This is a genomic window from Bradyrhizobium sp. USDA 4486, from assembly GCF_054057995.1.
This window is the reverse complement of record NZ_JBSRZV010000001.1, coordinates 3,806,282-3,829,202: the sequence shown is the minus strand read 5'-3', so window position 1 is coordinate 3,829,202 and position 22,921 is coordinate 3,806,282. Positions and strand designations below refer to the sequence as shown.

Sequence of the window (22,921 nt, the reverse complement as noted above, 5' to 3'; positions counted from 1 at the left end):
GGAAAAGGAAAGGTCCCGGAAGCGTGACGCTGCCGGGACCTCGTGTTCAAGTGACGCTATTCCTTCTTGGTCGCCCAATGGAACATGACGAGGTTGTCGGCGCGCTGCGGCAGGTCGACCTTCTTCGACACGCCCCAGGCCAGCGCCTGCTGGTGCAGCGGGATGTAGGCCCAGTCCTTGATGCTGATCTCGTAGGCCTGTTTGATCAGCTGGTTGCGCTTGGCGGTGTCGGTCTCGACCAGCACCTTGTCGGTGATTGCGTCGAACTCCTTGTTGCAGTAGCCGCCGAGATTGGCTTCGCCTCGTGAGGATTTCGCATCGTCGCGGCAGCCCATGATGTCGTAGAGCACGTTGTGGGAGTCCATGGTGCTCGGCGTCCAGCCCAGCAGGTAGAACGAGGTCTGATAGCCGCCCTGCTTGAGCACCTTAGCGAAGTATTGCGCCTTCGGCTGCGCCAGCAAATTGATCTTGACGCCGATGCGGGCAAGCATGCCGACAACGGCTTGGCAGATCCCGGCGTCGTTGACGTAGCGATCGTTCGGGCAGTCCATGGTGACCTCGAAGCCATCGGGGTAGCCGGCCTCGGTCAGGAGCTTCTTGGCGCCGTCAGGATCGAATTTCGGCCGCTTGAACTCCTTGGACAGTATGAACAGCTCCGGCGCGATCATCAGCGCCGAGGGCGTCGACAGTCCGCGCATCACGCGCGTCTTGATCAGCTCGATGTCGATCGCCTTGTAGAAGGCTTCGCGGACGCGGGCGTCCTTGAACGGGTTCTTGCCCTTGATATTGGAGTAGAGCAGCTCGTCGCGGGTCTGGTCGAAGCCGATGAAGATGGTGCGCAGCTCCGGCCCCTTCAGCACCTGGGCATTGGGGCTGGAATCGACACGCGAGATATCCTGGATCGGCACCGGCTCGATGACGTCGACTTCGCCCGAGAGCAGTGCGGCGACGCGGGTAGCGTCAGAGGCGATCGGGGTGAAGATGATCTCCTTCAGATTGCCTTCAACCTTGCCCCAGTAATTGGGATTGGCCTTGAACACCGTCTTCACGCCAGGCTGATGGCTCTCGATGATGAAGGGGCCGGTGCCATTCTCGTGCAGCGAGGCGTAGCTTGGCGTGGTCGCCGCCACTGGCGTGGGATCGACGACGTTGTTCTCCTCGGCCCATTTCTTGTCCATGATGTACCAGACATCCCACGCGTTATGCAGGATGGGATTGGGCGAGGGCAGGACGAAATCGACGGTATAGTCGTCGACCTTGACCACCTTGACGTCGGGCGCAAGACGGGTCTGCATGTTCGACCCCTTCTTGCGCACACGATCGGCCGAGAACAGCACGTCGTCCGCGGTGAAGGGATCGCCGTTGTGGAACTTCACGCCCTTGCGCAGATGGAAGCGCCAGCGGGTCGGCTCCGGCGTTTCCCAGCTTTCCGCCAGCGCCGGAATGATCTTGAGGTCCTTGTCGCGCGCGGTGAGGCCTTGATAGACGTGACCGAGATGGGCGTGGGTGGTGCTCTCGTTGAGGGTATAGGGATCGAGCGACTTCAGGTCACCCTGGTTGGCATAACGCAGCGTCTGGCTGGACGCCGGCGACACCGTCAACGCAAACGTACCGGCGAGCGCCGCCGCAAACAGACTTCGACCGACTGACATTCTTGACCCTCTCCACACTGCCGCACCGGTGATTTTTGATTGTTCGGCGGGCTGATTTATCCATGTTGCCCAGAGTTATCGACCCGTGCAAGCGCCATTCCAGCAAGGAACGCGCCAAGTTGCGCCGCTGTGCAGCAATGCTGACCCGCAATCTCGGAGCGGACGGTTCGCCGGCAATATGGACTTTCGACTCGTGAAATCCCCCGGAGGCCGGGACGGTCGTCGGCCGGCCGGTGCGGTGCCCTCGTGCGATTTGATTGACCATACCTGCCGATCACGCAAGCCGGCGCCCGGCCGGCCGTCTCAGGTCGCTTGCGTTGCACACCGTGTCGCGGCGATACTGCAACAGGCCGCTCGAATCTGATCCGGAGGGGACATGAAGGTTAACATCGAAATCGACTGCACCCCCCTCGAGGCCCGCCAGTTCTTCGGATTGCCCGACGTAGCGCCGATGCAGACGGCGGTGATGGACAAGCTCCAGCAGCAGGTCCTGAGCAACATCGAGAAGATCTCGCCGGAGTCGCTGGTCCAGAGCTGGTTCACCTTCGATCCGAAGATCGCCGAGCGGTTTCAGGACATGTTCGTCGCGATGGCCGGCCTCGGCGGCACGCGCAGCGGCGACAAGAAGAAATAGTGGCGCCCGGACGGGACGGGGCGCTGGGGACAGACCGGCTTCGTCCGCCGGCTCTTGGCCTGCTGCTGGCCGAGACCCGTGGGCTGCTCGAATTGAATGCGAGCCTGCTGCTGTCGCCCGTCCTGATGCGCGCGCCCAGGGGCGACGGCCATCCGGTGCTGGCGCTGCCGGGCTTTCTCGCCAGCGATCTCTCGATGGCGCCGATGCGACGCTATCTCAGCGAGCTCGGCTATGAGGCACATGCCTGGCGGATGGGCCGCAATCTCGGTGGTCTCGGCCGGATGCGGGAGTCGCTGCGCGCCCGCCTGGCCGAGATCCATGGCGCGACCGGGCGCAAGGTCAGCCTGGTCGGATGGAGCCTCGGCGGCGTCTATGCCCGCGATCTCGCGCTGTGGGCGCCCGACATGGTCCGCTACGTGATCACGCTCGGCAGCCCGTTTGCCAACGACGTGCGGGCGACCAACGCTACGCGGCTCTACGAGGCGCTATCCGGAGAGCGGGTCGAGGATTTTGCGGAAGCGCGCGCGGCCATCGCGGGCGATCTGCCGGTGCTGGCGACGTCGATCTATTCGCGTGCCGACGGCGTCGTGAACTGGCGGACCTGCCTGCTCCGTCCTTCCGATCGCGCCGAGAACATCGAGATCCACCTGGCGAGCCATATCGGGCTCGGCGTGAACCCCGCGGCGCTGTGGGCCGTGGCCGACCGCCTGGCGCAACCGGAGGGGGAATTCTGGCCATTTGACCGGGCAGGGCCGTTTGCCATTGCATATGCCCCGCCGGAACAGGCAGTATCTGCCTGACGAGAAGCGCCGGCAAAGGCGCCCGTCGAATTTGAGTGGAGGGAACAATGGCCGACGGTAAGAAGCTGTCGTCACTGGACGCGTCGTTTCTCTATCTGGAAACGCCTGAGATGCCGATGCATGTCGGCAGCATGGCGATCTTTCGCCTGCCCGACGATTACAAGGGCGACTTCTTCGAAGACTTCAAGGCGATGATCGTCTCGCGCCTGCACATCGCGCCGATCCTGAAGGCGCGGCTGGAGAAGGCGCCGCTCGACATCGACCATCCCTCCTGGGTCGAGGACGATCAGTTCGACATCGACCGTCACATCTTCCGCGCCAGCCTGCCGCAACCGCGCGACCGCGCCACGCTCGAGCGCATCGTCGGCTGGATGCACGCCAAGCTGTTGAACCGCGCCCGCCCGCTCTGGGAATTCTATGTGTTCGAGGGCATGAAGGACAACGAGGTCGGGCTCTACTCGAAGATGCATCATGCCGCCATCGACGGTGGCGCCGGTGCAGCGCTGACCAACATGATCTACGACATCTCGCCGATCCCGCGGCAGGTCGATCCCCCGACCGGCGGGTCGAAGCCCGGGCAGGAGCCGCGCGACATCGCGGCGAACCTGCTCGATTCCTATCAGCAGCTGTTCAGCCAGCCGCTCGATGCCTCGCAAGCGGCGAGGAACCTGCAACTGCCGCGCACCGGCAAGAGCGACATCGGCTCGATCCTGTTCGACAACGCGATGTACCAGATCGAAAGCGCGGTGCGGTTCGCCGGCAACATCCCGACCGTGCTCAAGAGCGTCTCCGACGTGCTTGGCAAGATCTCTGATCCCAAATCGCGGGAAAGCCTCGCCAGCATGGTGTCGCCGCCGACCATGCTCAACAAGACCATCTCGTCGGAGCGCAGTTTTGCGGGTGTGTCGATCTCGCTGTCGCGGGCGAAGGCGCTGGCCAAGCAGGCCGGCGGTAAGCTCAACGACGTCGTGCTGGCGCTCGCCTCCGGCGTGGTCCGCCGCTACCTCCAGCAATACGGCACGCTGCCGGCGAAATCGCTGACCGCGGCGGTGCCGATCTCGCTGCGCGAGGAGGGCAACACCGAGGCCAACAACCAGGTGTTCGGCATGATCTGCGCGATCGCGACCAACATCGACGATCCCAAGGCGCGATTGGAGGCCATCATCGCGCAGTCGACCAAGTCCAAGGAGATGTCGCATCCGCTGCGCGCTTTGATGCCGCAGGTCTCCAACATCTCTATGCTGGGAGCGCCGATCATGGTGCAGATCCTGGCGCTGCTCTACAGCCGCTCCAATTTGTCGGACGTGCTACCGCCGGTGGCCAACATCACCGTGTCCAACGTGCCGGGGCCGCGGCAGACGCTGTATGCGGCCGGTGCCGAGCTGCTGCACATCTTCCCGGTGTCGATCTCGACCCACGGGCAGGCGCTCAACATCACCGTGCAGAGCTATCGCGACCAGCTCGATTTCGGCTTCATCGTCGGCGCCAACATCATCCCGCATGTGCAGGTAATGTGCGACATGCTGCCGGAGGAGTTCGCCGCGCTGGAGGCGGCCTATGCGCCGCCCACAGCCGATATCAAGGGCGCAGCCGAATAGCGAGTTGATCAGGAAGCGTATCATGATTGAAATGCCGCCACTCCAGTTCGCCCAGACGAACGGAATCCGCATGGGATATTACGAGGCCGGCCCGGCCACGGACACTCCGCCAATCGTGCTGTGCCACGGCTGGCCCGAGCTCGCCTTCTCCTGGCGCCACCAGATCAAGGCGCTGAGCGAGGCCGGCATCCGAGTGATCGCGCCGGACCAGCGCGGTTATGGCGCGACCGACCGGCCGGAGCCGGTCGAGGCCTACGACATGGAGCATCTGACCGGCGATCTCGTCGGGCTCCTCGATCATCTCCGGATCGAGAAGGCGATCTTCGCCGGCCACGACTGGGGTGGTTTCGTCGTCTGGCAGATGCCGTTGCGGCATCCTTCGCGCGTCGCCGGCGTCGTCGGCGTCAACACCCCGCATTGGGACCGCGCTCCGATCGATCCGATTGCGCTGTTCCGCCAGCGCTTCGGCGAGCACATGTATATCGTCCAGTTCCAGGACCCTGCGCGCGGGCCGGACAAGATTTTCGGCAGCCGCGTCGAAGAGACGTTCGATGCCTTCATGCGCAAGCCGGCCGCCCGCCCTCCGGGTGCGCCCGAGGAACAGCCGATTGCCGGCATTGGTGCTTCGCCCCGCATCAACCTGGCGTTCCCACAGATGATCGCGAATTACGACGCCAGACATGATCCGCGCACTCCGATCCTGTCGCCGGAGGAGAAGAAGGTGTTCGTCGATACGTTCACGAAAACCGGCTTCACCGGCGGCATCAACTGGTACCGCAATTTCACTCGTAACTGGGAGAGATCAAAGGGGCTGGATCACCACATCAGCGTGCCGTCGCTGATGATCATGGCCGAGAACGACGCGGTGCTGCCGCCCTCGGCGGCCGACGGCATGGACAAGCTGATCGCCGACCTCGAGAAGTATCTGGTGAAGGACAGCGGCCATTGGACGCAGCAGGAGAAGCCGGAAGAGGTCAGCGCCAAGCTGATCGAATGGCGTAGAAGGCGGTTTGGCTGACGATGCTGTTGCCGATGTGAGTTTTAGACGTCGTTCCGGGATGGTCCGAAGGACTAGACCCGGAACCTCGAGATTCCGGGTTCTCGCTTCGCGAGCCCCGGAATGACGCGGTCAGGGGAAGCGTAGTTAAATGTCATCCAAGAACCGACTGAACCCGATTCCGCAGCCGCCGACCAGGCCGGTGGTCGGCAACATGTTATCGCTGGATTCCGCCGCCCCGGTGCAGCACCTGACGCGGCTGGCCAAGGAGCTGGGCCCGATTTTCTGGCTCGACATGATGGGCGCGCCGATCGTCGTCGTCTCCGGCCACGATCTCGTCGACGAGCTCTCCGACGAGAAGCGTTTCGACAAGACGGTGCGCGGCGCGCTGCGGCGCGTGCGCGCGGTCGGCGGCGACGGCCTGTTCACGGCTGACACACGCGAGCCGAACTGGAGCAAGGCGCACAACATCCTGCTGCAGCCGTTCGGCAACCGTGCCATGCAGTCCTATCACCCGAGCATGGTCGATATCGCCGAGCAGCTCGTGCAGAAATGGGGGCGGCTCAACGCCGACGACGAGATCGACGTCGTCCATGACATGACCGCGCTGACGCTGGACACGATCGGCCTATGCGGTTTCGAGTACCGCTTCAACTCGTTCTACCGGCGCGACTACCATCCCTTCGTCGAGTCGCTGGTGCGCTCGCTCGAAACCATCATGATGACCCGCGGCCTGCCGTTCGAGCAGTTTTGGATGCAGAAGCGGCGCAAGACGCTCGCCGAGGACGTCGCCTTCATGAACAAGATGGTCGACAAGATCATCGCCGAGCGCCGCAAGAGTTCGGAAGGGATCGACGACAAGAAGGACATGCTCGCCGCGATGATGACCGGCGTCGACCGCGCGACCGGCGAGCAGCTCGACGACGTCAACATCCGCTACCAGATCAACACGTTCCTGATCGCGGGCCACGAGACCACCAGCGGCCTCCTGTCCTACGCGCTCTATGCGCTGCTCAAGCATCCGGACGTCCTCAAAAAGGCCTATGACGAGGTCGATCGCGTGTTCGGTCCTGACGTCAACGCGAAGCCGACCTACCAGCAGGTGACGCAGCTCACCTACGTCACGCAGATCCTGAAGGAGGCGCTGCGGCTGTGGCCGCCGGCACCCGCTTACGGCATCTCGCCGCTACAGGACGAGACCATCGGCGGCGGCAAGTACAAGCTCCGGAAGGGCACGTTCATCACCATCCTGGTGACGGCTCTGCATCGCGATCCCTCGGTCTGGGACCCGAACCCGGATGCCTTCGATCCCGAGAATTTCAGCCGTGAGGCCGAGGCGAAGCGGCCGATCAACGCCTGGAAGCCGTTCGGCAACGGCCAGCGCGCCTGCATCGGCCGCGGCTTTGCTATGCACGAGGCGGCGCTTGCGCTCGGCATGATCCTGCAGCGCTTTAAGCTGATCGACCATCAGCGCTATCAGATGCATCTGAAGGAAACGCTGACGATGAAGCCGGAAGGCTTCAAGATCAAGGTGCGGCCGCGGGCCGACCGCGAACGCGGCACCTATGGCGGGCCGATTGCGGCTGCGTCCTCGGCGCCGAAGGCGCAGCGCCAGCCCACCACGCGGCCCGGCCACAACACGCCGATGCTGGTGTTGTACGGCTCCAATCTCGGCACCGCCGAGGAGCTTGCGACGCGCATGGCGGACCTTGCGGAGATCAACGGTTTTGCCGTGCATCTCGGAGCGCTGGACGACTATGTCGGCAAGCTGCCGCAGGAGGGGGGCGTTCTGATCATCTGCGCCTCCTACAACGGCGCGCCCCCGGACAACGCGACACAGTTCGTCAAATGGCTCGGCGAGGACCTGCCGAAGGATGCCTTCGCCGGCGTGCGCTACGCCGTGTTCGGCTGCGGCAACAGCGACTGGGCCGCGACCTATCAGTCGGTGCCGCGTTTCATCGACGAGCAATTGTCGATGCATGGCGCGCGCGCGGTCTATCCGCGCGGCGAGGGTGATGCGCGCAGCGATCTCGACGGCCAGTTCCAGAAATGGTTCCCGGCGGCCGCGCAAGTCGCGACCAAGGAATTCGGCATCGACTGGAATTTCACCCGCACGGCGGAAGACGATCCGCTCTACGCGATCGAGCCGGTCGCGGTGACCGCGGTCAACACCATCGTGGCCCAGGGCGGCGCGGTGGCGATGAAGGTGCTGGTCAACGACGAGCTCCAGAACAAGTCCGGCGCAAACCCTTCCGACCGCTCGACGCGCCATATCGAGGTGCAGCTGCCGTCCAACATCACCTATCGCGTCGGCGATCATTTGAGCGTGGTCCCGCGCAACGATCCGACGCTGGTGGATTCGGTGGCCCGCCGTTTCGGCTTCCTGCCGGCCGACCAGATCAGGCTCCAGGTCGCAGAGGGCCGCCGCGCACAATTGCCGGTGGGTGATGCCGTGTCGGTCGGCCGCCTGCTCAGCGAGTTCGTCGAGCTGCAGCAGGTCGCAACGCGCAAGCAAATCCAGATTATGGCGGATCACACCCGCTGCCCCGTCACCAAGCCAAAACTGCTGGCGTTTGTCGGGGAGGAGCCTGAAACGCTCGAGCGCTATCGCAGCGACATCCTGGCGAGGCGCAAATCGGTGTTCGACCTGCTGCTCGAATATCCCGCCTGCGAATTGCCGTTCCACGTCTATCTCGAAATGCTCTCGCTGCTGGCGCCGCGCTATTACTCGATCTCGTCCTCGCCGTCAGTCGACCCGGCGCGGTGCAGCGTCACGGTGGGCGTGGTCGAAGGGCCCGCGGCCTCCGGGCGCGGCACCTACAAGGGCATCTGCTCGAACTATCTCGCCAACCGGCGCGCCGGCGATACGATCTATGCCACCGTGCGCGAGACCAAGGCGGGCTTCCGCCTGCCGGACGATCCATCCGTGCCGATCATCATGATCGGTCCGGGCACGGGACTTGCGCCTTTCCGCGGCTTCCTCCAGGAGCGCGCCGCACGCAAGGCGAAAGGGGCCACGCTCGGTCCAGCCATGCTGTTCTTCGGCTGCCGTCATCCCGACCAAGATTTTCTTTACGCGGAGGAGCTGAAGGCGCTGGCGGCCGGCGGCATCGCCGAGCTGTTCACGGCGTTCTCGCGCGCAGACGGGCCGAAGACCTATGTGCAGCACGTGCTCGCCGCGCAGAAGGACAAGGTCTGGCCGCTGATCGAGCAGGGCGCGATCATCTATGTCTGCGGCGACGGCGGCAAGATGGAGCCCGACGTGAAAGCCGCGCTCGTCGCGATCCATGGTGAGAAGAGCGGCAGCGATGCCGCCGCCAGTGCACGCTGGATCGAGGACATGGGCACGAACAACCGGTATGTGCTGGACGTCTGGGCCGGCGGGTGATTGATCGTCCGATCGTGCTAAAACTCTCTCATGATTCCCTGGGAAAAACTCGACGCCGCCAAAATACCCGGCTCGGACGAAGAGCTACGCCTGATGCGGCGGGGCAAGGAGTTTTCGATCAAGCTCGGCACCAACGAGCTGATGAACAGCCGCCTGTCAGGCTCCGAGGCCGCACTCGCGACGCTGGCGGCGAAGCAGATCGAGAGGGTTGCCGAGCCTGTCGTTCTGATCGGCGGCCTCGGTATGGGTTTTACGTTGCGCGCGGCGCTCGCCGTGCTCGGCGCCAAGGCGAAGATCGTCGTCTCCGAGCTCGTCCCGTCGGTCGTTGCCTGGGCGCGAGGCCCGATGGCAGAGGTTTTTGGTGACAGCCTGGGTGACCCACGCGTCAGCATCCGCGAGACCGACGTCGGCGAGATCATCCGGGCGAAGAGCTCGGCCTTCGATGCCATTCTGCTCGACGTCGACAACGGGCCGGAAGGGCTGACCCGCAAGGGCAATGACGCACTCTACAGTGCGAGCGGATTGACGGCGGCAAAGGCGGCGCTGCGACCGGGTGGCGTGCTCGCCGTCTGGTCGTCAGGGCCGAACCCTGCCTTCACCAAGCGTCTCGGCCGTGCCGCCTTTAACGTCAACGAGGTCAACGTCCGCGCCACCGGCCGAGGCGGCGGCGCACGCCACGTCATCTGGATCGCGAAGAAGACTTAAGCCGCCTTCGCCGCCGCGCCATGCGCGTGCTTGTCGATGGCGCCGATGATCTCTGGCCAGAAGCGCATTGGCAGCGCGTGGCCCATGCCTTCGATCATCAACAGCTTTGCGCCAGGAATTGACTCTGCAGTGTCCTTCCCGCCCTCGGGACGAACCAGCGGATCAACCGTGCCGTGAATGACCAGCGTTGGCGTCTTGACGCTACGCAGCCGCGCCTTGCGGCTGCCGGAGGCAAGCACGGCGCGGAGCTGCCGGCCGACGCCGGCAGGATTGAGCCCGCGGGCAAAGACGCGTTCTGCGCGGCCGGGATCGAGTGCCTCCTCTTCCGGAAACGATCCGGCGCGCAAGATCTTCCAGGTCTCGCCGAAGCGGGTGATGAACTCCTCCTTGCTGCGCGGTGGCGGCGCCATCAGCATGGCGGCGGCCTCGCGGGTCGGCGGCGGCACGCGCGGATTGCCCGTCGTCGACATGATCGAGGTCAGCGAGCGCACGCGCTCGGGAAACGACAGCGCCACCTCCTGCGCGATCATCCCGCCCATGGAAGCCCCGACCAGATGCGCCGACTTGATGCCGAGCGCGTCCATCAGCCCAACCGTGTCCCTGGCCATGTCGATCAGCCTGTAGGTCGCGGCGACGGGAATCCTGAGGAAGCGCAGCTTCAGCAGCTCGAGCGGCGTCAGGCGCTTGCCGCCGGTGAGATGGCTCGACTTGCCTATGTCGCGATTGTCGAAACGGATCACGCGAAAGCCGCGTGCGGCGAGCTGCTCGCAGAACGCATCGTCCCAATGGATCATCTGCGCCCCGAGCCCCATGATCAGCAGCAGCGGCTCGGCGTTGTCGTTGCCGAAAATCTCGTAGCAGATGTCGATGCCGTTGGCGCGGACGGTCTGGGGCGGCTGATGGGTGGTCACGGGCGCGGTCCCTCCTGCTGATCGATGCTGTATCGCACGGTTTTGTTCCGCGAAGAAGCCGCGTGCGCGACGCCACGCGCGCGGCTTGCCGGTTGACCGGCACTGCGCAACGGTGTGGTATGGCGAGAAAAGAGGGGTGAAAAGCCCTCCACATTGGGAGGACGCTGATGACCGACAAGATCACCGATCCGGTTGCCTTGTGGCAGAAGATGGTTGGCGAGATGGAGAAGGGTTTCAACTCCTTGGCGACCAAGGCCATGGAGACGCCTGAATTCTCGCAGGCCATGAACCGCGCCGGCGGCGTTGCTGCAGGTGCTCAGAAGCAATTCGGCGATCTCATGGAGAAGTACCTGCTCTCCATGAATCTGCCGAGCCGCGAGCAAATGACCGGTATCGCCGAGCGGCTTCAGTCGATCGAGGGCCAGCTCGGCGAGATCAGGTCGATGCTGAGCCAGATGTCGGCCAATACGGGCGCGCAGCAGGTTGGCGCTGCGCCTCGGCCGCCGCGCACGAAACGTCCGCCGTCCGAAGGCGGAGAGCAAAAATGAACGCCCCAACGGGACTTGATTTCGCAGCCATCCCCGAGCGCATCCAGTCCGAGGTGCAGCGCGCCATCATGCGCAGCATCAAGGGCGTCGAATATTTCTCGACATCCGGTCCCACGCTCGGCTCGACGGCGAAGGACGTGCTGCATTCGCGCGGCACGATGAGCCTCTATCACTACCGACCGATGTCGGACGAGGTCTACCGCGTGCCGGTCTTGATCGTGATGGCGACCACCAACCGCGGCTACATTCTCGACCTCGTGCCCGGCCAGAGCTTCATCGAGTTCCTGCTGAAGCGCGGCTACGACGTCTACATGCTCGACTGGAGCGCGCCGCGCCCGGAGGAGAAGAGCCTGCGCATGGAGGACTATGTCCTCGACTTCATCCCGGATTGCGTCCGCCGCGTGCAGGCCGATTCCGGCGAGCAGGACGTCTCCGTCATCGGCTATTGCTTCGGCGGGGTGCTGTCGCTGCTCTACGGCTCGATCCACAAGGACGGGCCGATGAAGAATCTGATCTGCTTCACCACGCCGATCGACTTCCGCGAGATGAAGCTGTTCTCGAACTTCTCCGACCGCCGCTATTTCGACGTCGACCGCCTTGTCGATAGCGTCGGCAACGTGCCGCCGGAGATGATCCTGTCCTCGTTCGAGATGCTGCGTCCGGCCTCACGCACGGTGAGCCAGATCCAGCTCTGGGAGAACATCTGGAACGACGAGTTCGTGAAATCGTACCGGATGTTCGACCGCTGGGCGACCGACACGCTGCCGCTCGCGGGCGAATATTTCCGCACCATCACCAAGGACCTGATGTGGGACAACAAGCTGTTCAACGACACGATGTCGGTGGGCGGTCGGCCGGCGAAGCTCGAAGACATCAAGGTGCCGATCCTGCATGCGGTCGCCGAGCATGACCATATCGTGCCCTATGACGCCGCAAAGCACCTGATCGCCAAGATCGGCTCCGCGGACAAGGAAGAGGTGGTGCTGAAGGGCGGTCACGTCTCGCTCGTAGCGGGGGCCAATGCGGTGAAGCGGCTGTGGCCGAAACTGGACTCCTGGCTGGGGAAGAGATCGACATGAGCGAGCAGCGTTCCTATCCGCGTCACGTCAAGACCGACGCCGGCAATATCGAAATCCGTCTGATGTCGCCCGCGGACGAAGCCGCGGTGCTGGCGTTCGGCAAGGGCCTGCCGACCCATGACCTGTTGTTCCTGCCGCGCAATATCAGCGAGCCGAAGGTGCTGTCCGCCTGGGTCAAGGAGATCGAGCGCGGCGCGATTCAGAGCTTGCTCGCGGTCCAAGAGGGCAGGGTCGTCGGTTGCGGGACGCTGGTGCGCGATGCGCATTCCTGGTCGCCCCATGTCGGCGAGATTCGCATGGTGGTCTCGCCCGACGTCCGCGGGAAAGGGGTGGGCAAGGCGCTGTCACAGGAGACCTTCGCCCTCGCGCTTGGCGCCGGTCTGGAGAAGCTCTCGGTGCAGATGACGGTGGACCAGCAGGCGGCGATCGCGCTGTTCGAGAGCCTCGGCTTCAAGGCCGAGGCGCTGCTGCGCGACCATGTCCGGGACGTCGACGGCAAGACGCATGACATCGTCGTCCTCGGGCACAATATCGCGCAGGTTCAGGCCCAGATGGAGGCTTATGGGCTGCCAGGCGCCGTCCAGCATTAGATGCGCCGTCCAGCATTAGATGCGCCGTCCAGCACTGAGGCGCCGTCCACGGCGGCCAGAAACTGGAAATCAACCCCATGCACAGTAGGCGGCGGGGCCCGGGAAGGCAGCCGATTGCCTCGAATTGAGGCTGTTCACGATTTCGTGATATCGCAGTGCAGTACGAATATTGCATCGCACAATTGGCCGTGCCATATAAGCCGTGCCCCGGGCCATCGAGGACGGGGTGAGCCCATAGCTCAACGCAATGAGGATGGAGAGAACCCCATGACCACTGAAACCAACACTGCTTTCGAGGGCTTCAAGGACGCTTTGAAGAACATCCAGAACCTGGAAGTTCCCGAGGCCGCCCGCGAGTTCGTCAAGAAGACCGCCAACACCGCCAAGGACCGTGCTGCCGAGGTGTTCGCTGGCTCCGAGCGCGTGACTGCCGCCGTCGAGAACGCGGTGACCGAGTCCGTCACCGAGGCCGGCAAGATCAGCCGCAACATCCAGCAGGCGATCTACGAGGACGCCGAGGCTTTCTTCTCGGGCATCGACAAGCTTGCGTCCGCCAAGTCGGTCAGCGAAGCCGTCGAGATCCAGTCGAGCCTGCTGCGCGCCCGCGGCGAAGTGTTCGTCTCGCGCGCCAAGGCGACCGCCGACTATCTCGGCAAGCTCGCCGCCAACGGTGCCAAGTCCGCTCAGGACAACTTCGCCAAGGTCTACACCAAGACCGCCTGATCCGGCGCCCTGAGCAGAGAAACTGAATTTGAGGCCCGCTTCGGCGGGCCTTTGTTTGTGCTGCCGTCGTGATCGTCATTCCGGGGCGCCCGAAGGGCGAACCCGGAATCTCGAACTTCCGGGTTCGATGCTTCGCATCGCCCCGGAATGACGTAATCTAGACTTCATCATGAACGCACCCGCCACGTTCTCCTTTGATAGCCCCGGCGATGCCGAGCGCGCGGCCGAGCTCCGCCGCGTGAAGGCGCTGGCGACGCTGGTGCTGGCTTCGACGCTGGCACTGTTCATCGTCGCAAAGTGGCTGCTGCCCGTGCATCCCGTGTTCGCCTTCATCGCGGCCTTCGCGGAGGCCGCGACCATCGGGGGGCTCGCCGATTGGTATGCCGTGGTCGCGTTGTTCAAGCGGCCGCTCGGCCTGCCGATCCCGCACACCGCGATCATCCAGAGCAACCAGGCCCGCATCGCGGACAAGCTTGGCGAGTTCATCCAGGTGCATTTCCTCGAGGCAGGTCCCGTCGAAGCCAAGCTGAAGGAGATCGATTTCGGCTCCTTCGTCGCCGACTGGCTGCGCGACCGCAAGCGCAGCGACGACCTTGCGCGCTTTGCGCTGCGCCTGCTTCCTGAGGCCGTCTCCGCGACCGAGACCTCGGGCCTGATGACCTTCATCATCCGCCGCATGTCCTCGCAGCTCCAGGCGATCGACCTTGCGCCACTCGCCGCCGGCACGCTGCGCGGTTTCGTGGCGGAGGGGCGGCACCAGATCCTGTTCGACGATCTCCTGCGCGTGATGCACGAGACGCTGACCCAGAAAGAGACCATGGCGATGATCCGCGACAAGGTGCGCGCGGAATTGCCGACCCTGCTCAAGCTCTATCGCGCCGACAAGTTTCTGGTGAACAAGATCGTGTCGTCCGCCACCGCGTTCTTCAACGAGGTGCGCAGCGATCCCAAGCATCCGTTCCGCGGCGAGTTCGACCGCATGGTGCTGAGCTTCGTCGACCGGCTCGGCACCGACCAGGCCTATATCGATCGCATCGACGGCTTGAAGCGTGATCTGCTCGCGCGGCCTGAGCTTGCCGATCTCGCCCGCACCGTATGGGCCAACACCCGCTCCTTCATCGAGCGCAGTGCGAGCGGCGAGACGCAGGTTTTGCAGCATCACCTCGCCGGCATGTTCGTTTCGGCGGGCGATGCGCTGGCCGGCGATGCCGAGCTGCGCGGCGAGATCAACCAGGGCCTGGTGACTGTGCTGCGCAGCTTCGTCGCCGACCAGAAGAGTGGCGTCTCGACCTTCATCTCCGACCAGGTCAAGGCGTGGAATATGACGCAGCTGATCTCGCTGATCGAAATCAATATCGGCCGCGACCTGCAATACATCCGCTTCAACGGCTCGCTGATCGGCGGCCTCGCCGGGCTCGCGCTCTACTCCGCAGAATTCCTGCTTCGATTGTTGTGACTTTTGCGTCACGGCCGGTGGCATTAACGTATGGGCCTATTGTCGCCTTGCGTCTCTCCCGCTTGAATGTCCGGAACCGGCCACCTAACTGATTCATACTGCGCTGCGGAACGTTCAAGAAGCCGGCGTATTGGAATTCAAGCCCATTGCCGGCATCGCGACCGGCGCCTTCTCCAAGGGATCCAGTGATGACCGCTACTGCCCAGACGCTGCGTCCGCCCTCCCGTACCCTGATGTTTCTGGAGGGGCGCGCGATCCACGAGTTCGGCGCATTCCTCGGCGCACTGCCACTACTGAGCCTCGCGCCGCGTGGCGACGGGCATCCGGTGCTGGTGCTGCCGGGCCTTGTCGCTTCTGATGCGTCCACGCGCGCGCTGCGCACGTTCCTGACCAGCAAGGGCTATGCGGTGAGCGGCTGGCGTCAGGGCCGCAATTACGGCCTGCGCCCCGGCGTCCAGCATGCGATGGTCGATCTGGTCGAGGAGCTCAGCGACAGGCATGGCCGCAAGATCAGCCTGGTCGGCTGGAGCCTTGGCGGCCTCTACGCCCGCCAGCTCGCCAAGATGATGTCCGAGCGCGTGCGCCAGGTGATCACGCTCGGCAGCCCCTTCGCCGGCAATCCGCGTTCGACCAATGCCTGGCGCGTCTATGAATGGGCGAGCGGCCGCCGCGCCGACGAGGTCGATCCGCAGTTCGGCGGCGAACTCGCCGTGCCGCCGCCGGTGCCGACCACCGCCATCTTCAGCCGCACCGACGGCGTCTGCGCCTGGAAGGGCTGCATGGAGAAATCAGGCGCGCAGACCGAAAGCATCGAGGTCGAGAGCAGCCATTGCGGCATGGGCCACCATCCCGCGGTCGTCTACGCCGTCGCCGACCGCCTCGCGCAAAAGGAAGGCCAGTGGCGCCCGTTCGATCGCAGCGGCTGGCGTAGCCTCGCCTACCCCGACCCGCATCGGTAATTTCTTCGCCTCTCCCATTTGGCTCCCCTGCGGCGCATCCTTCGAGATGCCCGCCTCTGGCGGGCCCTCCGAATGAGGCCCGAGTGTGTTGCAGCTGCTTTAGCGGGCGCCGATGCCCGTTTAGCCTCATCCTGAGGAGACCGCCACCGGGTCCGCGCAAAGCGCGGCCCGATGACAGGCTCCGCGGAGAAGAAGCAGCGTCGCGCCAGCCGTCGCTCCCGTCCACTGTCGCGGCCGCACCAAACGCGCTATGCCTCGCGCATGGCGCATCCGCTCTCCCGCATCATCGACCAGCTCAAGCGCGAACCATCGCGCACCGGCTCCATCGTCATCACCGTGTTCGGCGACGCCATCGTGCCGCGCGGCGGCTCTGTGTGGCTCGGCACGCTCCTGGAATTCTTCGAAACCCTCGACATCGACAGCGGCGTGGTGCGCACCGCGATGTCGCGCCTCGCCGCGGATGGCTGGCTGACGCGCGAAAAGGTCGGCCGCAACAGTTTCTATCGCCTCGCCGACAAGGGGCGGCAAACATTCGAGGCCGCGACGCGCCACATCTACGATCCGCCGCAATCGGACTGGACCGGACGCTTCGAGCTGCTGCTGATTGGCAATGGTGAAGACCGCGACGTCTCGCGCGAGGCGCTGCGCAACGCCGGCTTCGGCAGTCCGCTTCCCGGTGTCTGGGTCGCGCCATCGGGCGTGCCGGTGCCGGAGGAGGCCGCCGGCGCCATCCGTCTCGAAGTCTCGGCCGAGGATGACAACGGCCGCCGCCTGCTCGGCGCGAGCTGGCCGCTGGGGCGGACTGCGGATGCCTATCTGAAATTCATGAAGACCTTTGAGCCGCTGCGGGCCGCGATCGGGCGGGGCAGGGATTTGTCCGAGGCTGATGCGTTCACCGCACGCATCCTGCTGATCCACTATTATCGCCGCGTCGTGCTGCGCGATCCGCTGCTGCCCGAGAGCCTGCTGCCCGCGGACTGGCCGGGCAGGGCAGCCCGCGCGCTGTGCAGCGAGATCTATCGCGCGCTGCTCGCCCCGTCCGAACAATGGCTTGACGGCCATGGAACCAACGAAAAGGGGCCGCTGCCGCCCGCCCGAAAGCTCCTGGAGAGGAGGTTCGAGGCTTGATTTATATGTTACAGAAATATCTTGCATGACGTAATTTTTGTTATATATTGCCTCCCAATAAACGGGAGGACGCGCATGTACACCCAGGCGCTGAACACGGCCGAGACCGACGATCGCGGTCTGGAGGAAGCAGGCCGAGCTGAGCAGTTCCAGGCCCGCATCGATGCCGAAGAACGCATCGAGCCGAACGACTGGATGCCGGCGGCCTATCGCAAGACGCTGACCCGCCAGATCTCCCAGCACGCCCATTCCGAAATCGTCGGGATGCTCCCCGAAGGCAACTGGATCACGCGCGCGCCGACCTTGCGCCGCAAGGCCGCGCTGCTCGCCAAGGTGCAGGACGAGTGCGGCCACGGGCTCTATCTCTACGCCGCGGCCGAGACGCTTGGCACCTCGCGCGAGGAGCTGGTCGACGCGATGCTCGCAGGGAAAGCCAAATATTCCTCGATCTTCAACTATCCGACGCTGACCTGGGCCGACATCGGCACCATCGGCTGGCTGGTCGACGGCGCCGCGATCATGAACCAGATCCCGCTGTGCCGCTGCTCCTACGGGCCGTATGCGCGCGCGATGATCCGCGTCTGCAAGGAGGAGTCGTTCCACCAGCGCCAGGGCTACGAGATCATGCTGACGCTGTGCCGTGGCTCGGAGGAGCAGAAGGCGATGGCGCAGGACGCGCTGAACCGCTGGTGGTGGCCGGTGCTGATGATGTTCGGCCCGCCGGATGCGACGAGCCAGCACAGCGACACCTCGACCAAGTGGAAGATCAAGCGCTTCTCCAATGACGAGCTGCGCCAGAAGTTCGTCGATGCAACCGTGCCGCAGGCGCAATATCTCGGTCTCACCATTCCCGACCCCGGCATGATTCAGGATGTGGACGGGCACTGGCGCTACAGCGAAATCGACTGGACCGAGTTCAAGCAGGTGCTGGCCGGCAACGGCCCGTGCAACCGCGACCGCATGGCCGTGCGCCGCAAGGCGCATGACCAGGGGGCCTGGGTACGCGAGGCGGCGGCCGCTTATGCCGCAAAGCGCGCGCAGCGTCAGATCGCGCAAGCCGCGGAATAGGAGATCAATATGGCTACGCCGAACACGCCGTTGTGGGAAGTCTTCATCCGCAGCCGCAACGGGCTCGCGCACAAGCATGTCGGCTCGTTGCATGCGAGCGACGCCACCATGGCCTTGCAGGCCGCGCGCGACATCTACACCCGCCGCGGCGAAGGCCTGTCGATCTGGGTCGTGCCCTCGGCCGCGATCACCGCGAGCGATCCCACCGAGAAGGGCATGATGTTCGAGCCGGCGGAATCGAAGATCTACCGGCATCCGACCTTCTATGAGGTGCCGGAAGAAGTGGGGCACATGTGATGACGACCGCCAACATCCAAGTCGCCGAAACGCCGCTGGTGCTCTATGCGCTGCGCCGCGCCGACGATGCGCTGATCCTCGGCCATCGGCTGTCGGAATGGTGCGGTCACGCGCCGATGCTGGAAGAGGACATGGCGCTCTCCAACATCGCGCTCGACCTGATCGGCCAGGCCCGCGAGCTCTACACCTACGCCGCCAAGGTCGAAGGCAAGGACAACGATGAGGACAAGCTCGCCTACCTGCGCGACGTCAGACAGTACCGCAATCTGCTGTTGGTCGAGCAGCCCAACGGCGACTTCGCGCAGACCCTGGTGCGGCAGTTCTTTTATTCCGCCTTCGCTGACTTTTATTGGCGCGCCATGACCGCCTCGCGAGATCCGACGCTGGCGGCGATTGCCGCGAGATCGGAGAAGGAAAGCGCCTATCATCTGCGCCACGCCTCGGAATGGATCATCCGGCTCGGCGACGGCACGGACGAAAGCCACAATCGCGCGCAAGCCGCGATCGATCACCTCTGGACCTTCACCGGCGAGATGTTTGCCGTCGACGACGGCGAGCGCGCGCTGATTGACGCCGGTATCGCCATCGATCCCGGGTCCTTGCGTGGCCGTTGGCTGACGACGCTCTCAGATGTCGTCGGCGAAGCAACGCTGCAGTTGCCGCAGAACGACTGGATGCAGCAGGGCGGCCGTGCCGGCCGCCATAGCGAGCATCTCGGCCATCTCCTCTCCGAGCTGCAGTCGATGCAGCGCACTTTTCCGGGGCTGACATGGTGACGGTGCTGTACCGCGACAGCGAGCTGCGCCGGCGCGCCTGGGACGCCGCGGCGAGCGTGGTTGACCCGGAAATCCCGGTGCTGACCATTGCCGATCTCGGCGTGCTGCGCGATGTCGTTCTCGACGGAGACCACGTCGAGGTTGCGATCACGCCGACCTATTCGGGCTGCCCGGCCATGAACATGATCGCGCTCGAAATCGAGCTCGCACTGGAGCGGGCCGGCTTCCATCGTCCGAAGGTGCGCACGGTGCTGTCGCCGGCCTGGACCACGGACTGGATGAGCGAGGAGGGACGCCGCAAGCTGACCGCCTATGGCATCGCGCCGCCGCAGGCATCAAGCTCACGCCGTGCGCTGTTCGGCGAGCAGGCGGTGGCATGCCCGCAATGCGGCTCGGACAGGACCGAGTTGTTGTCCGAGTTCGGTTCGACCTCCTGCAAGGCGCTGTGGCGCTGCAAAGCCTGCCGCGAGCCCTTCGATTATTTCAAGTGTCATTGAGGCGCATGATGTCAGCCCCATCGTCATTGCGAGGAGCCCTTGCGACGAAGCAATCCAGACCGCTTCGGCGGAAAGACTCTGGATTGCTTCGCTTCGCTCGCAATGACGCCGGAGAGACCGAACGAGGGCGCTTGTAATGTCAGCATCCGCACCACGTTTCCATCGCCTGGCCGTCGCCGATCTCCGCCGCGAGGCGTCGGATGCGGTTTCGATGACCTTCACCATTCCCGGCGAACTCGCCGGCGATTACGCCTTCACGCCCGGCCAGTACCTCACGCTCCGCACCATGCTGGACGGCGAAGAAGTGCGCCGCTCCTATTCGATCTGCTCCGGCCCCGATGACGGCGAGATCCGTATCGCGGTGAAGAAAATCGACGGGGGCGCGTTCTCGAGCTGGGCGGCGGACGAGCTGAAATGCGGCGACGAGCTGGACGTCATGACGCCCACGGGGCGATTTGGCGTGGTCCCGCCTGCCGAGGCCGGGCGCATCCATGTCGGCTTCGCCGCGGGCTCCGGCATTACGCCGATCCTATCGATCGTCAAGGGCATCCTCGCGCGCGAGCCGGGCAGCCGCTTCTTCCTGTTCTACGGCAACCGCGCCACCGACAACATCATGTTTCTCGAGGCCCTCGAAGAGCTGAAGGATCGCTTCATCGATCGCCTCTCGATCTTTCACGTCATCTCCGGCGAGGAGCAGGACATCCCGATCCTGCATGGCCGGCTCGACGGCGACAAGGTGAGGGTGCTCTTGCGCTCGCTGGTGCCGGCTTCAAGTGTCGACCACGTCTTCATCTGCGGTCCCCTTGGCATGAGCGAGGAGATCGAGGCGACCTGCCGCGAACTCGGCATTGCGGACGAGCGCATACACGTCGAACGTTTCGTCTCCGAATTCGGCGGCAAGCCGCGGCCGAAGAAGGCCGTTGCGTCCGATGCGCCGCCGAAGGCGATCGCTTCCCTGATCATCGACGGCAAGCGCCGCGATGTGCCCGTCGCCGAGGACGAGGCGATCCTCGATGCCGCGCTGCGCGCCGGTATCGATCTGCCCTTCGCCTGCAAGGGCGGCATGTGCTCGACCTGCCGCGCAAAGCTGGTCGAGGGCGAGGCGCCGATGGACCTCAACTATTCGCTGGAACCCTGGGAGCTGAAGGCCGGCTTTGTCCTGACCTGCCAGGCCAAGCCGTCCTCGGAGCGGGTCATCGTCGATTACGACCATGTTTGACAGTGTTGTCCAACCAGCAAGAACATTGCGTGCAAAGAGCCGGGAGAAGCGCGTGAACGTCAAAGCCGCCCTGTCATCTCAGGATGTTGCTCGCGCCTGCGCTGATGCGATGTGGGCAGAGGACGATGCGTCCAAGGCGCTCGGTATGGAGATCGTCGAGATCGGCCCGGGCTTTGCGACGCTCGCAATGACGGTGCGGCCGGACATGGTCAACGGCCAGCGCATCGCCCATGGCGGTTTCATCTTCACGCTCGCCGATTCTGCCTTTGCGTTCGCCTGCAACTCGCACAACGAGCGCGTGGTGGCGGCGCAGGGGCAGATCACCTTCATCAAGCCGGGCAGGCTCGGCGACCGCCTCGTCGCGAAGGCGCGCGAGGTGACCCGCGGCGGCCGCTCCGGCATTTACGACGTGCGTGTCACCGCAGGCGACACCATTATCGCCGAATTTCGCGGGCATTCCCGTGTCATTCCGGGCACGTGGCTGCCCGCACGAGATCAATAAAGAAAAGAACAAATCAATGTGGGGAAACGAGGATGGCTCTGACGAGGCTCAAGGAAGGCGGCAACCACTATAGTGCCGAGATGGACGCGCATGAGCGTGCCTCGCGCGACGAGATCATGGCGTTGCAGACGCAGCGACTGGCATGGTCGCTGAAGCACGCCTACGACAACGTCACGCATTATCGCAAGGCGTTCGACAAGGCGGGCGTGCATCCGTCCGAGTTTCGCGAGCTCTCCGATCTCGCAAGGTTTCCGTTCACGGTGAAGACGGACCTTCGCGACAACTATCCCTTCAACATGTTCGCCGTGCCGCGCGAGAAGCTGGTGCGGGTTCATGCCTCCTCCGGCACGACTGGCAAGCCGATCGTTGTCGGCTATACCCAGCGCGACATCGACACCTGGTCGGACGTGATGGCGCGGTCGATCCGCGCCGCCGGTGGCCGCACCGGCATGATCATCCACAACGCCTATGGCTATGGCCTGTTCACCGGCGGCCTCGGCGTTCACTACGGAGCGGAGAAGCTTGGCTGCACCGTGGTGCCGATCTCCGGAGGCATGACGGAGCGGCAGGTGCAACTCATCAACGACTTCCGGCCCGACATCATCACGGTGACGCCGAGCTACATGCTGGCGATCCTCGACGAGTTCAAGCGCCAGAAGCTCGATCCACGCCAGTGCTCGCTCAAGGTCGGGATCTTCGGCGCCGAGCCCTGGACCAACGCGATGCGCGGCGAGATCGAGGATGCCTTCGATATGGATGCGACCGACATCTATGGCCTCTCCGAGGTGATCGGTCCCGGCGTCGCGCAGGAATGCATCGAGACCAAGGATGGCCTGCACATCTGGGAGGACCATTTCTATCCGGAGGTGATCGATCCCGAGACCGGTGCGGTGCTGCCGGATGGCGAGAAGGGCGAACTCGTCTTCACCTCCCTGACCAAGGAAGCCTTTCCGGTGATCCGCTATCGCACGCGTGACCTTACGCGGCTGCTGCCGGGCACGGCGCGGCCGGGCATGCGGCGCATGGAGAAGGTGACGGGCCGCTCCGACGACATGATCATCCTGCGCGGCGTCAATCTGTTCCCGACCCAGATCGAGGAGGTGCTGCTCGCGACCGACTGGTGCGGCGGCCACTTCATCCTGGAGCTGACCCGGGAAGGCCGCATGGATGAGCTCACCATCATCGCCGAGGCGCGGCCGGAAAGCTGGGATGGAAGAGGCCTCGTCGACCATGCCGACCAGGTCTCGACCCATATCAAGAACACGATTGGCATCAGCTCCAGGGTCCAGGTGGTGGCGCCGGCCACGCTGGAGCGCTCGCTCGGCAAGGCCAAGCGGCTCTACGACAAGCGGCCCAAGGACTGACTTGACGGATTGACTTGACCGGCCCCAGAG

General features: G+C 64.4%; 22 protein-coding genes. 20 read left to right on the top strand and 2 right to left on the bottom strand.

All coding sequences use genetic code 11. The features are described 5' to 3' along the window. Positions 1-56 precede the first annotated feature (56 nt). Positions 57-1,652 (bottom strand): ABC transporter substrate-binding protein, encoded by a 1,596-nt coding sequence (locus ACVWY3_RS18715; RefSeq protein WP_456839788.1) that lies wholly within the window; start codon positions 1,650-1,652, stop codon positions 57-59. Between the two features lie 376 nt (positions 1,653-2,028). Here ACVWY3_RS18715 and ACVWY3_RS18710 point away from each other — a divergent pair, with 376 nt between their 5' ends. From ACVWY3_RS18710 to ACVWY3_RS18685, 6 genes are all read left to right on the top strand, one after another. After that, a complete protein-coding gene (locus ACVWY3_RS18710; protein ID WP_235539575.1) occupies positions 2,029-2,286 on the top strand; it encodes a DUF6489 family protein in 258 nt (85 codons plus the stop codon). Continuing rightward, positions 2,286-3,086 carry an esterase/lipase family protein gene (locus ACVWY3_RS18705; RefSeq protein ID WP_456839787.1) on the top strand — a complete coding sequence of 267 codons (801 nt, stop codon included), beginning with the start codon at positions 2,286-2,288 and terminating at the stop codon, positions 3,084-3,086. The genes ACVWY3_RS18710 and ACVWY3_RS18705 overlap by 1 nt, the downstream gene beginning before the upstream one ends. Positions 3,087-3,133: 47 nt before the next feature. Beyond that, positions 3,134-4,684 carry a WS/DGAT/MGAT family O-acyltransferase gene (locus tag ACVWY3_RS18700; protein ID WP_456839786.1) on the top strand — a complete coding sequence of 517 codons (1,551 nt, stop codon included), beginning with the start codon at positions 3,134-3,136 and terminating at the stop codon, positions 4,682-4,684. A gap of 22 nt (positions 4,685-4,706) precedes the next feature. After that, positions 4,707-5,702 (top strand): alpha/beta fold hydrolase, encoded by a 996-nt coding sequence (locus ACVWY3_RS18695; RefSeq protein ID WP_456839785.1) that lies wholly within the window; start codon positions 4,707-4,709, stop codon positions 5,700-5,702. A 130-nt stretch (positions 5,703-5,832) separates the two neighbouring features. Then, positions 5,833-9,069 carry a bifunctional cytochrome P450/NADPH--P450 reductase gene (locus ACVWY3_RS18690; RefSeq protein ID WP_456839784.1) on the top strand — a complete coding sequence of 1,079 codons (3,237 nt, stop codon included), beginning with the start codon at positions 5,833-5,835 and terminating at the stop codon, positions 9,067-9,069. A gap of 30 nt (positions 9,070-9,099) precedes the next feature. Next, positions 9,100-9,774: a spermidine synthase gene (locus ACVWY3_RS18685; RefSeq protein ID WP_456839783.1), complete on the top strand. Its 675-nt coding sequence runs from the start codon at positions 9,100-9,102 to the stop codon at positions 9,772-9,774. On the opposite strand, the gene ACVWY3_RS18680 is transcribed toward ACVWY3_RS18685, so the two are convergent. Beyond that, positions 9,771-10,685: an alpha/beta fold hydrolase gene (locus ACVWY3_RS18680; RefSeq protein ID WP_456839782.1), complete on the bottom strand. Its 915-nt coding sequence runs from the start codon at positions 10,683-10,685 to the stop codon at positions 9,771-9,773. The genes ACVWY3_RS18685 and ACVWY3_RS18680 overlap by 4 nt on opposite strands. A 167-nt stretch (positions 10,686-10,852) precedes the next feature. On the opposite strand from ACVWY3_RS18680, the gene ACVWY3_RS18675 reads away from it, so the two are divergent. The 14 genes from ACVWY3_RS18675 (at position 10,853) to paaK (ending at position 22,891) form a co-directional block, all read left to right on the top strand. Next, a complete protein-coding gene (locus tag ACVWY3_RS18675) occupies positions 10,853-11,233 on the top strand; it encodes a hypothetical protein (protein ID WP_456839781.1) in 381 nt (126 codons plus the stop codon). Further along, the gene (locus ACVWY3_RS18670; RefSeq protein WP_456839780.1) at positions 11,230-12,312 is read left to right on the top strand and encodes a PHA/PHB synthase family protein; all 1,083 of its coding nucleotides are present in this window, start codon (positions 11,230-11,232) and stop codon (positions 12,310-12,312) included. The genes ACVWY3_RS18675 and ACVWY3_RS18670 overlap by 4 nt, the downstream gene beginning before the upstream one ends. Further along, positions 12,309-12,902, top strand: coding sequence for an N-acetyltransferase family protein (locus tag ACVWY3_RS18665; protein ID WP_456839779.1), 594 nt, complete (start codon positions 12,309-12,311; stop codon positions 12,900-12,902). The genes ACVWY3_RS18670 and ACVWY3_RS18665 overlap by 4 nt, the downstream gene beginning before the upstream one ends. 267 nt (positions 12,903-13,169) lie before the next feature. Then, entirely contained in the window at positions 13,170-13,625 is a 456-nt protein-coding gene (locus tag ACVWY3_RS18660; RefSeq protein ID WP_456839778.1) for a phasin, read from the top strand. A gap of 169 nt (positions 13,626-13,794) precedes the next feature. Beyond that, complete coding sequence (locus ACVWY3_RS18655; RefSeq protein ID WP_456839777.1) at positions 13,795-15,081, top strand: DUF445 domain-containing protein; 1,287 nt, start codon at positions 13,795-13,797, stop codon at positions 15,079-15,081. A 188-nt stretch (positions 15,082-15,269) separates the two neighbouring features. Next, positions 15,270-16,040 carry an esterase/lipase family protein gene (locus ACVWY3_RS18650; RefSeq protein ID WP_456839776.1) on the top strand — a complete coding sequence of 257 codons (771 nt, stop codon included), beginning with the start codon at positions 15,270-15,272 and terminating at the stop codon, positions 16,038-16,040. Positions 16,041-16,301: 261 nt separating this feature from the next. Beyond that, on the top strand, positions 16,302-17,168 hold the full coding sequence (gene paaX, locus ACVWY3_RS18645) for a phenylacetic acid degradation operon negative regulatory protein PaaX (protein WP_456843396.1): 867 nt from the start codon (positions 16,302-16,304) through the stop codon (positions 17,166-17,168). Positions 17,169-17,243: 75 nt separating this feature from the next. Further along, on the top strand, positions 17,244-18,236 hold the full coding sequence (gene paaA, locus ACVWY3_RS18640; RefSeq protein ID WP_456839775.1) for a 1,2-phenylacetyl-CoA epoxidase subunit PaaA: 993 nt from the start codon (positions 17,244-17,246) through the stop codon (positions 18,234-18,236). A gap of 9 nt (positions 18,237-18,245) precedes the next feature. Beyond that, on the top strand, positions 18,246-18,533 hold the full coding sequence (gene paaB / locus ACVWY3_RS18635; protein WP_456839774.1) for a 1,2-phenylacetyl-CoA epoxidase subunit PaaB: 288 nt from the start codon (positions 18,246-18,248) through the stop codon (positions 18,531-18,533). Next, positions 18,533-19,309 (top strand): 1,2-phenylacetyl-CoA epoxidase subunit PaaC, encoded by a 777-nt coding sequence (paaC, locus tag ACVWY3_RS18630; protein WP_456839773.1) that lies wholly within the window; start codon positions 18,533-18,535, stop codon positions 19,307-19,309. The genes paaB and paaC overlap by 1 nt, the downstream gene beginning before the upstream one ends. Then, entirely contained in the window at positions 19,303-19,806 is a 504-nt protein-coding gene (paaD, locus tag ACVWY3_RS18625) for a 1,2-phenylacetyl-CoA epoxidase subunit PaaD (RefSeq protein WP_456839772.1), read from the top strand. Before paaC ends, paaD begins: the two co-directional genes overlap by 7 nt. 136 nt (positions 19,807-19,942) lie before the next feature. After that, positions 19,943-21,025: a 1,2-phenylacetyl-CoA epoxidase subunit PaaE gene (gene paaE, locus ACVWY3_RS18620; protein ID WP_456839771.1), complete on the top strand. Its 1,083-nt coding sequence runs from the start codon at positions 19,943-19,945 to the stop codon at positions 21,023-21,025. Between the two features lie 52 nt (positions 21,026-21,077). Further along, positions 21,078-21,527 (top strand): hydroxyphenylacetyl-CoA thioesterase PaaI, encoded by a 450-nt coding sequence (gene paaI / locus ACVWY3_RS18615; protein ID WP_456839770.1) that lies wholly within the window; start codon positions 21,078-21,080, stop codon positions 21,525-21,527. A 32-nt stretch (positions 21,528-21,559) separates the two neighbouring features. Then, positions 21,560-22,891: a phenylacetate--CoA ligase PaaK gene (paaK, locus tag ACVWY3_RS18610; RefSeq protein ID WP_456839769.1), complete on the top strand. Its 1,332-nt coding sequence runs from the start codon at positions 21,560-21,562 to the stop codon at positions 22,889-22,891. The last annotated feature ends 30 nt before the right edge of the window (positions 22,892-22,921 follow it).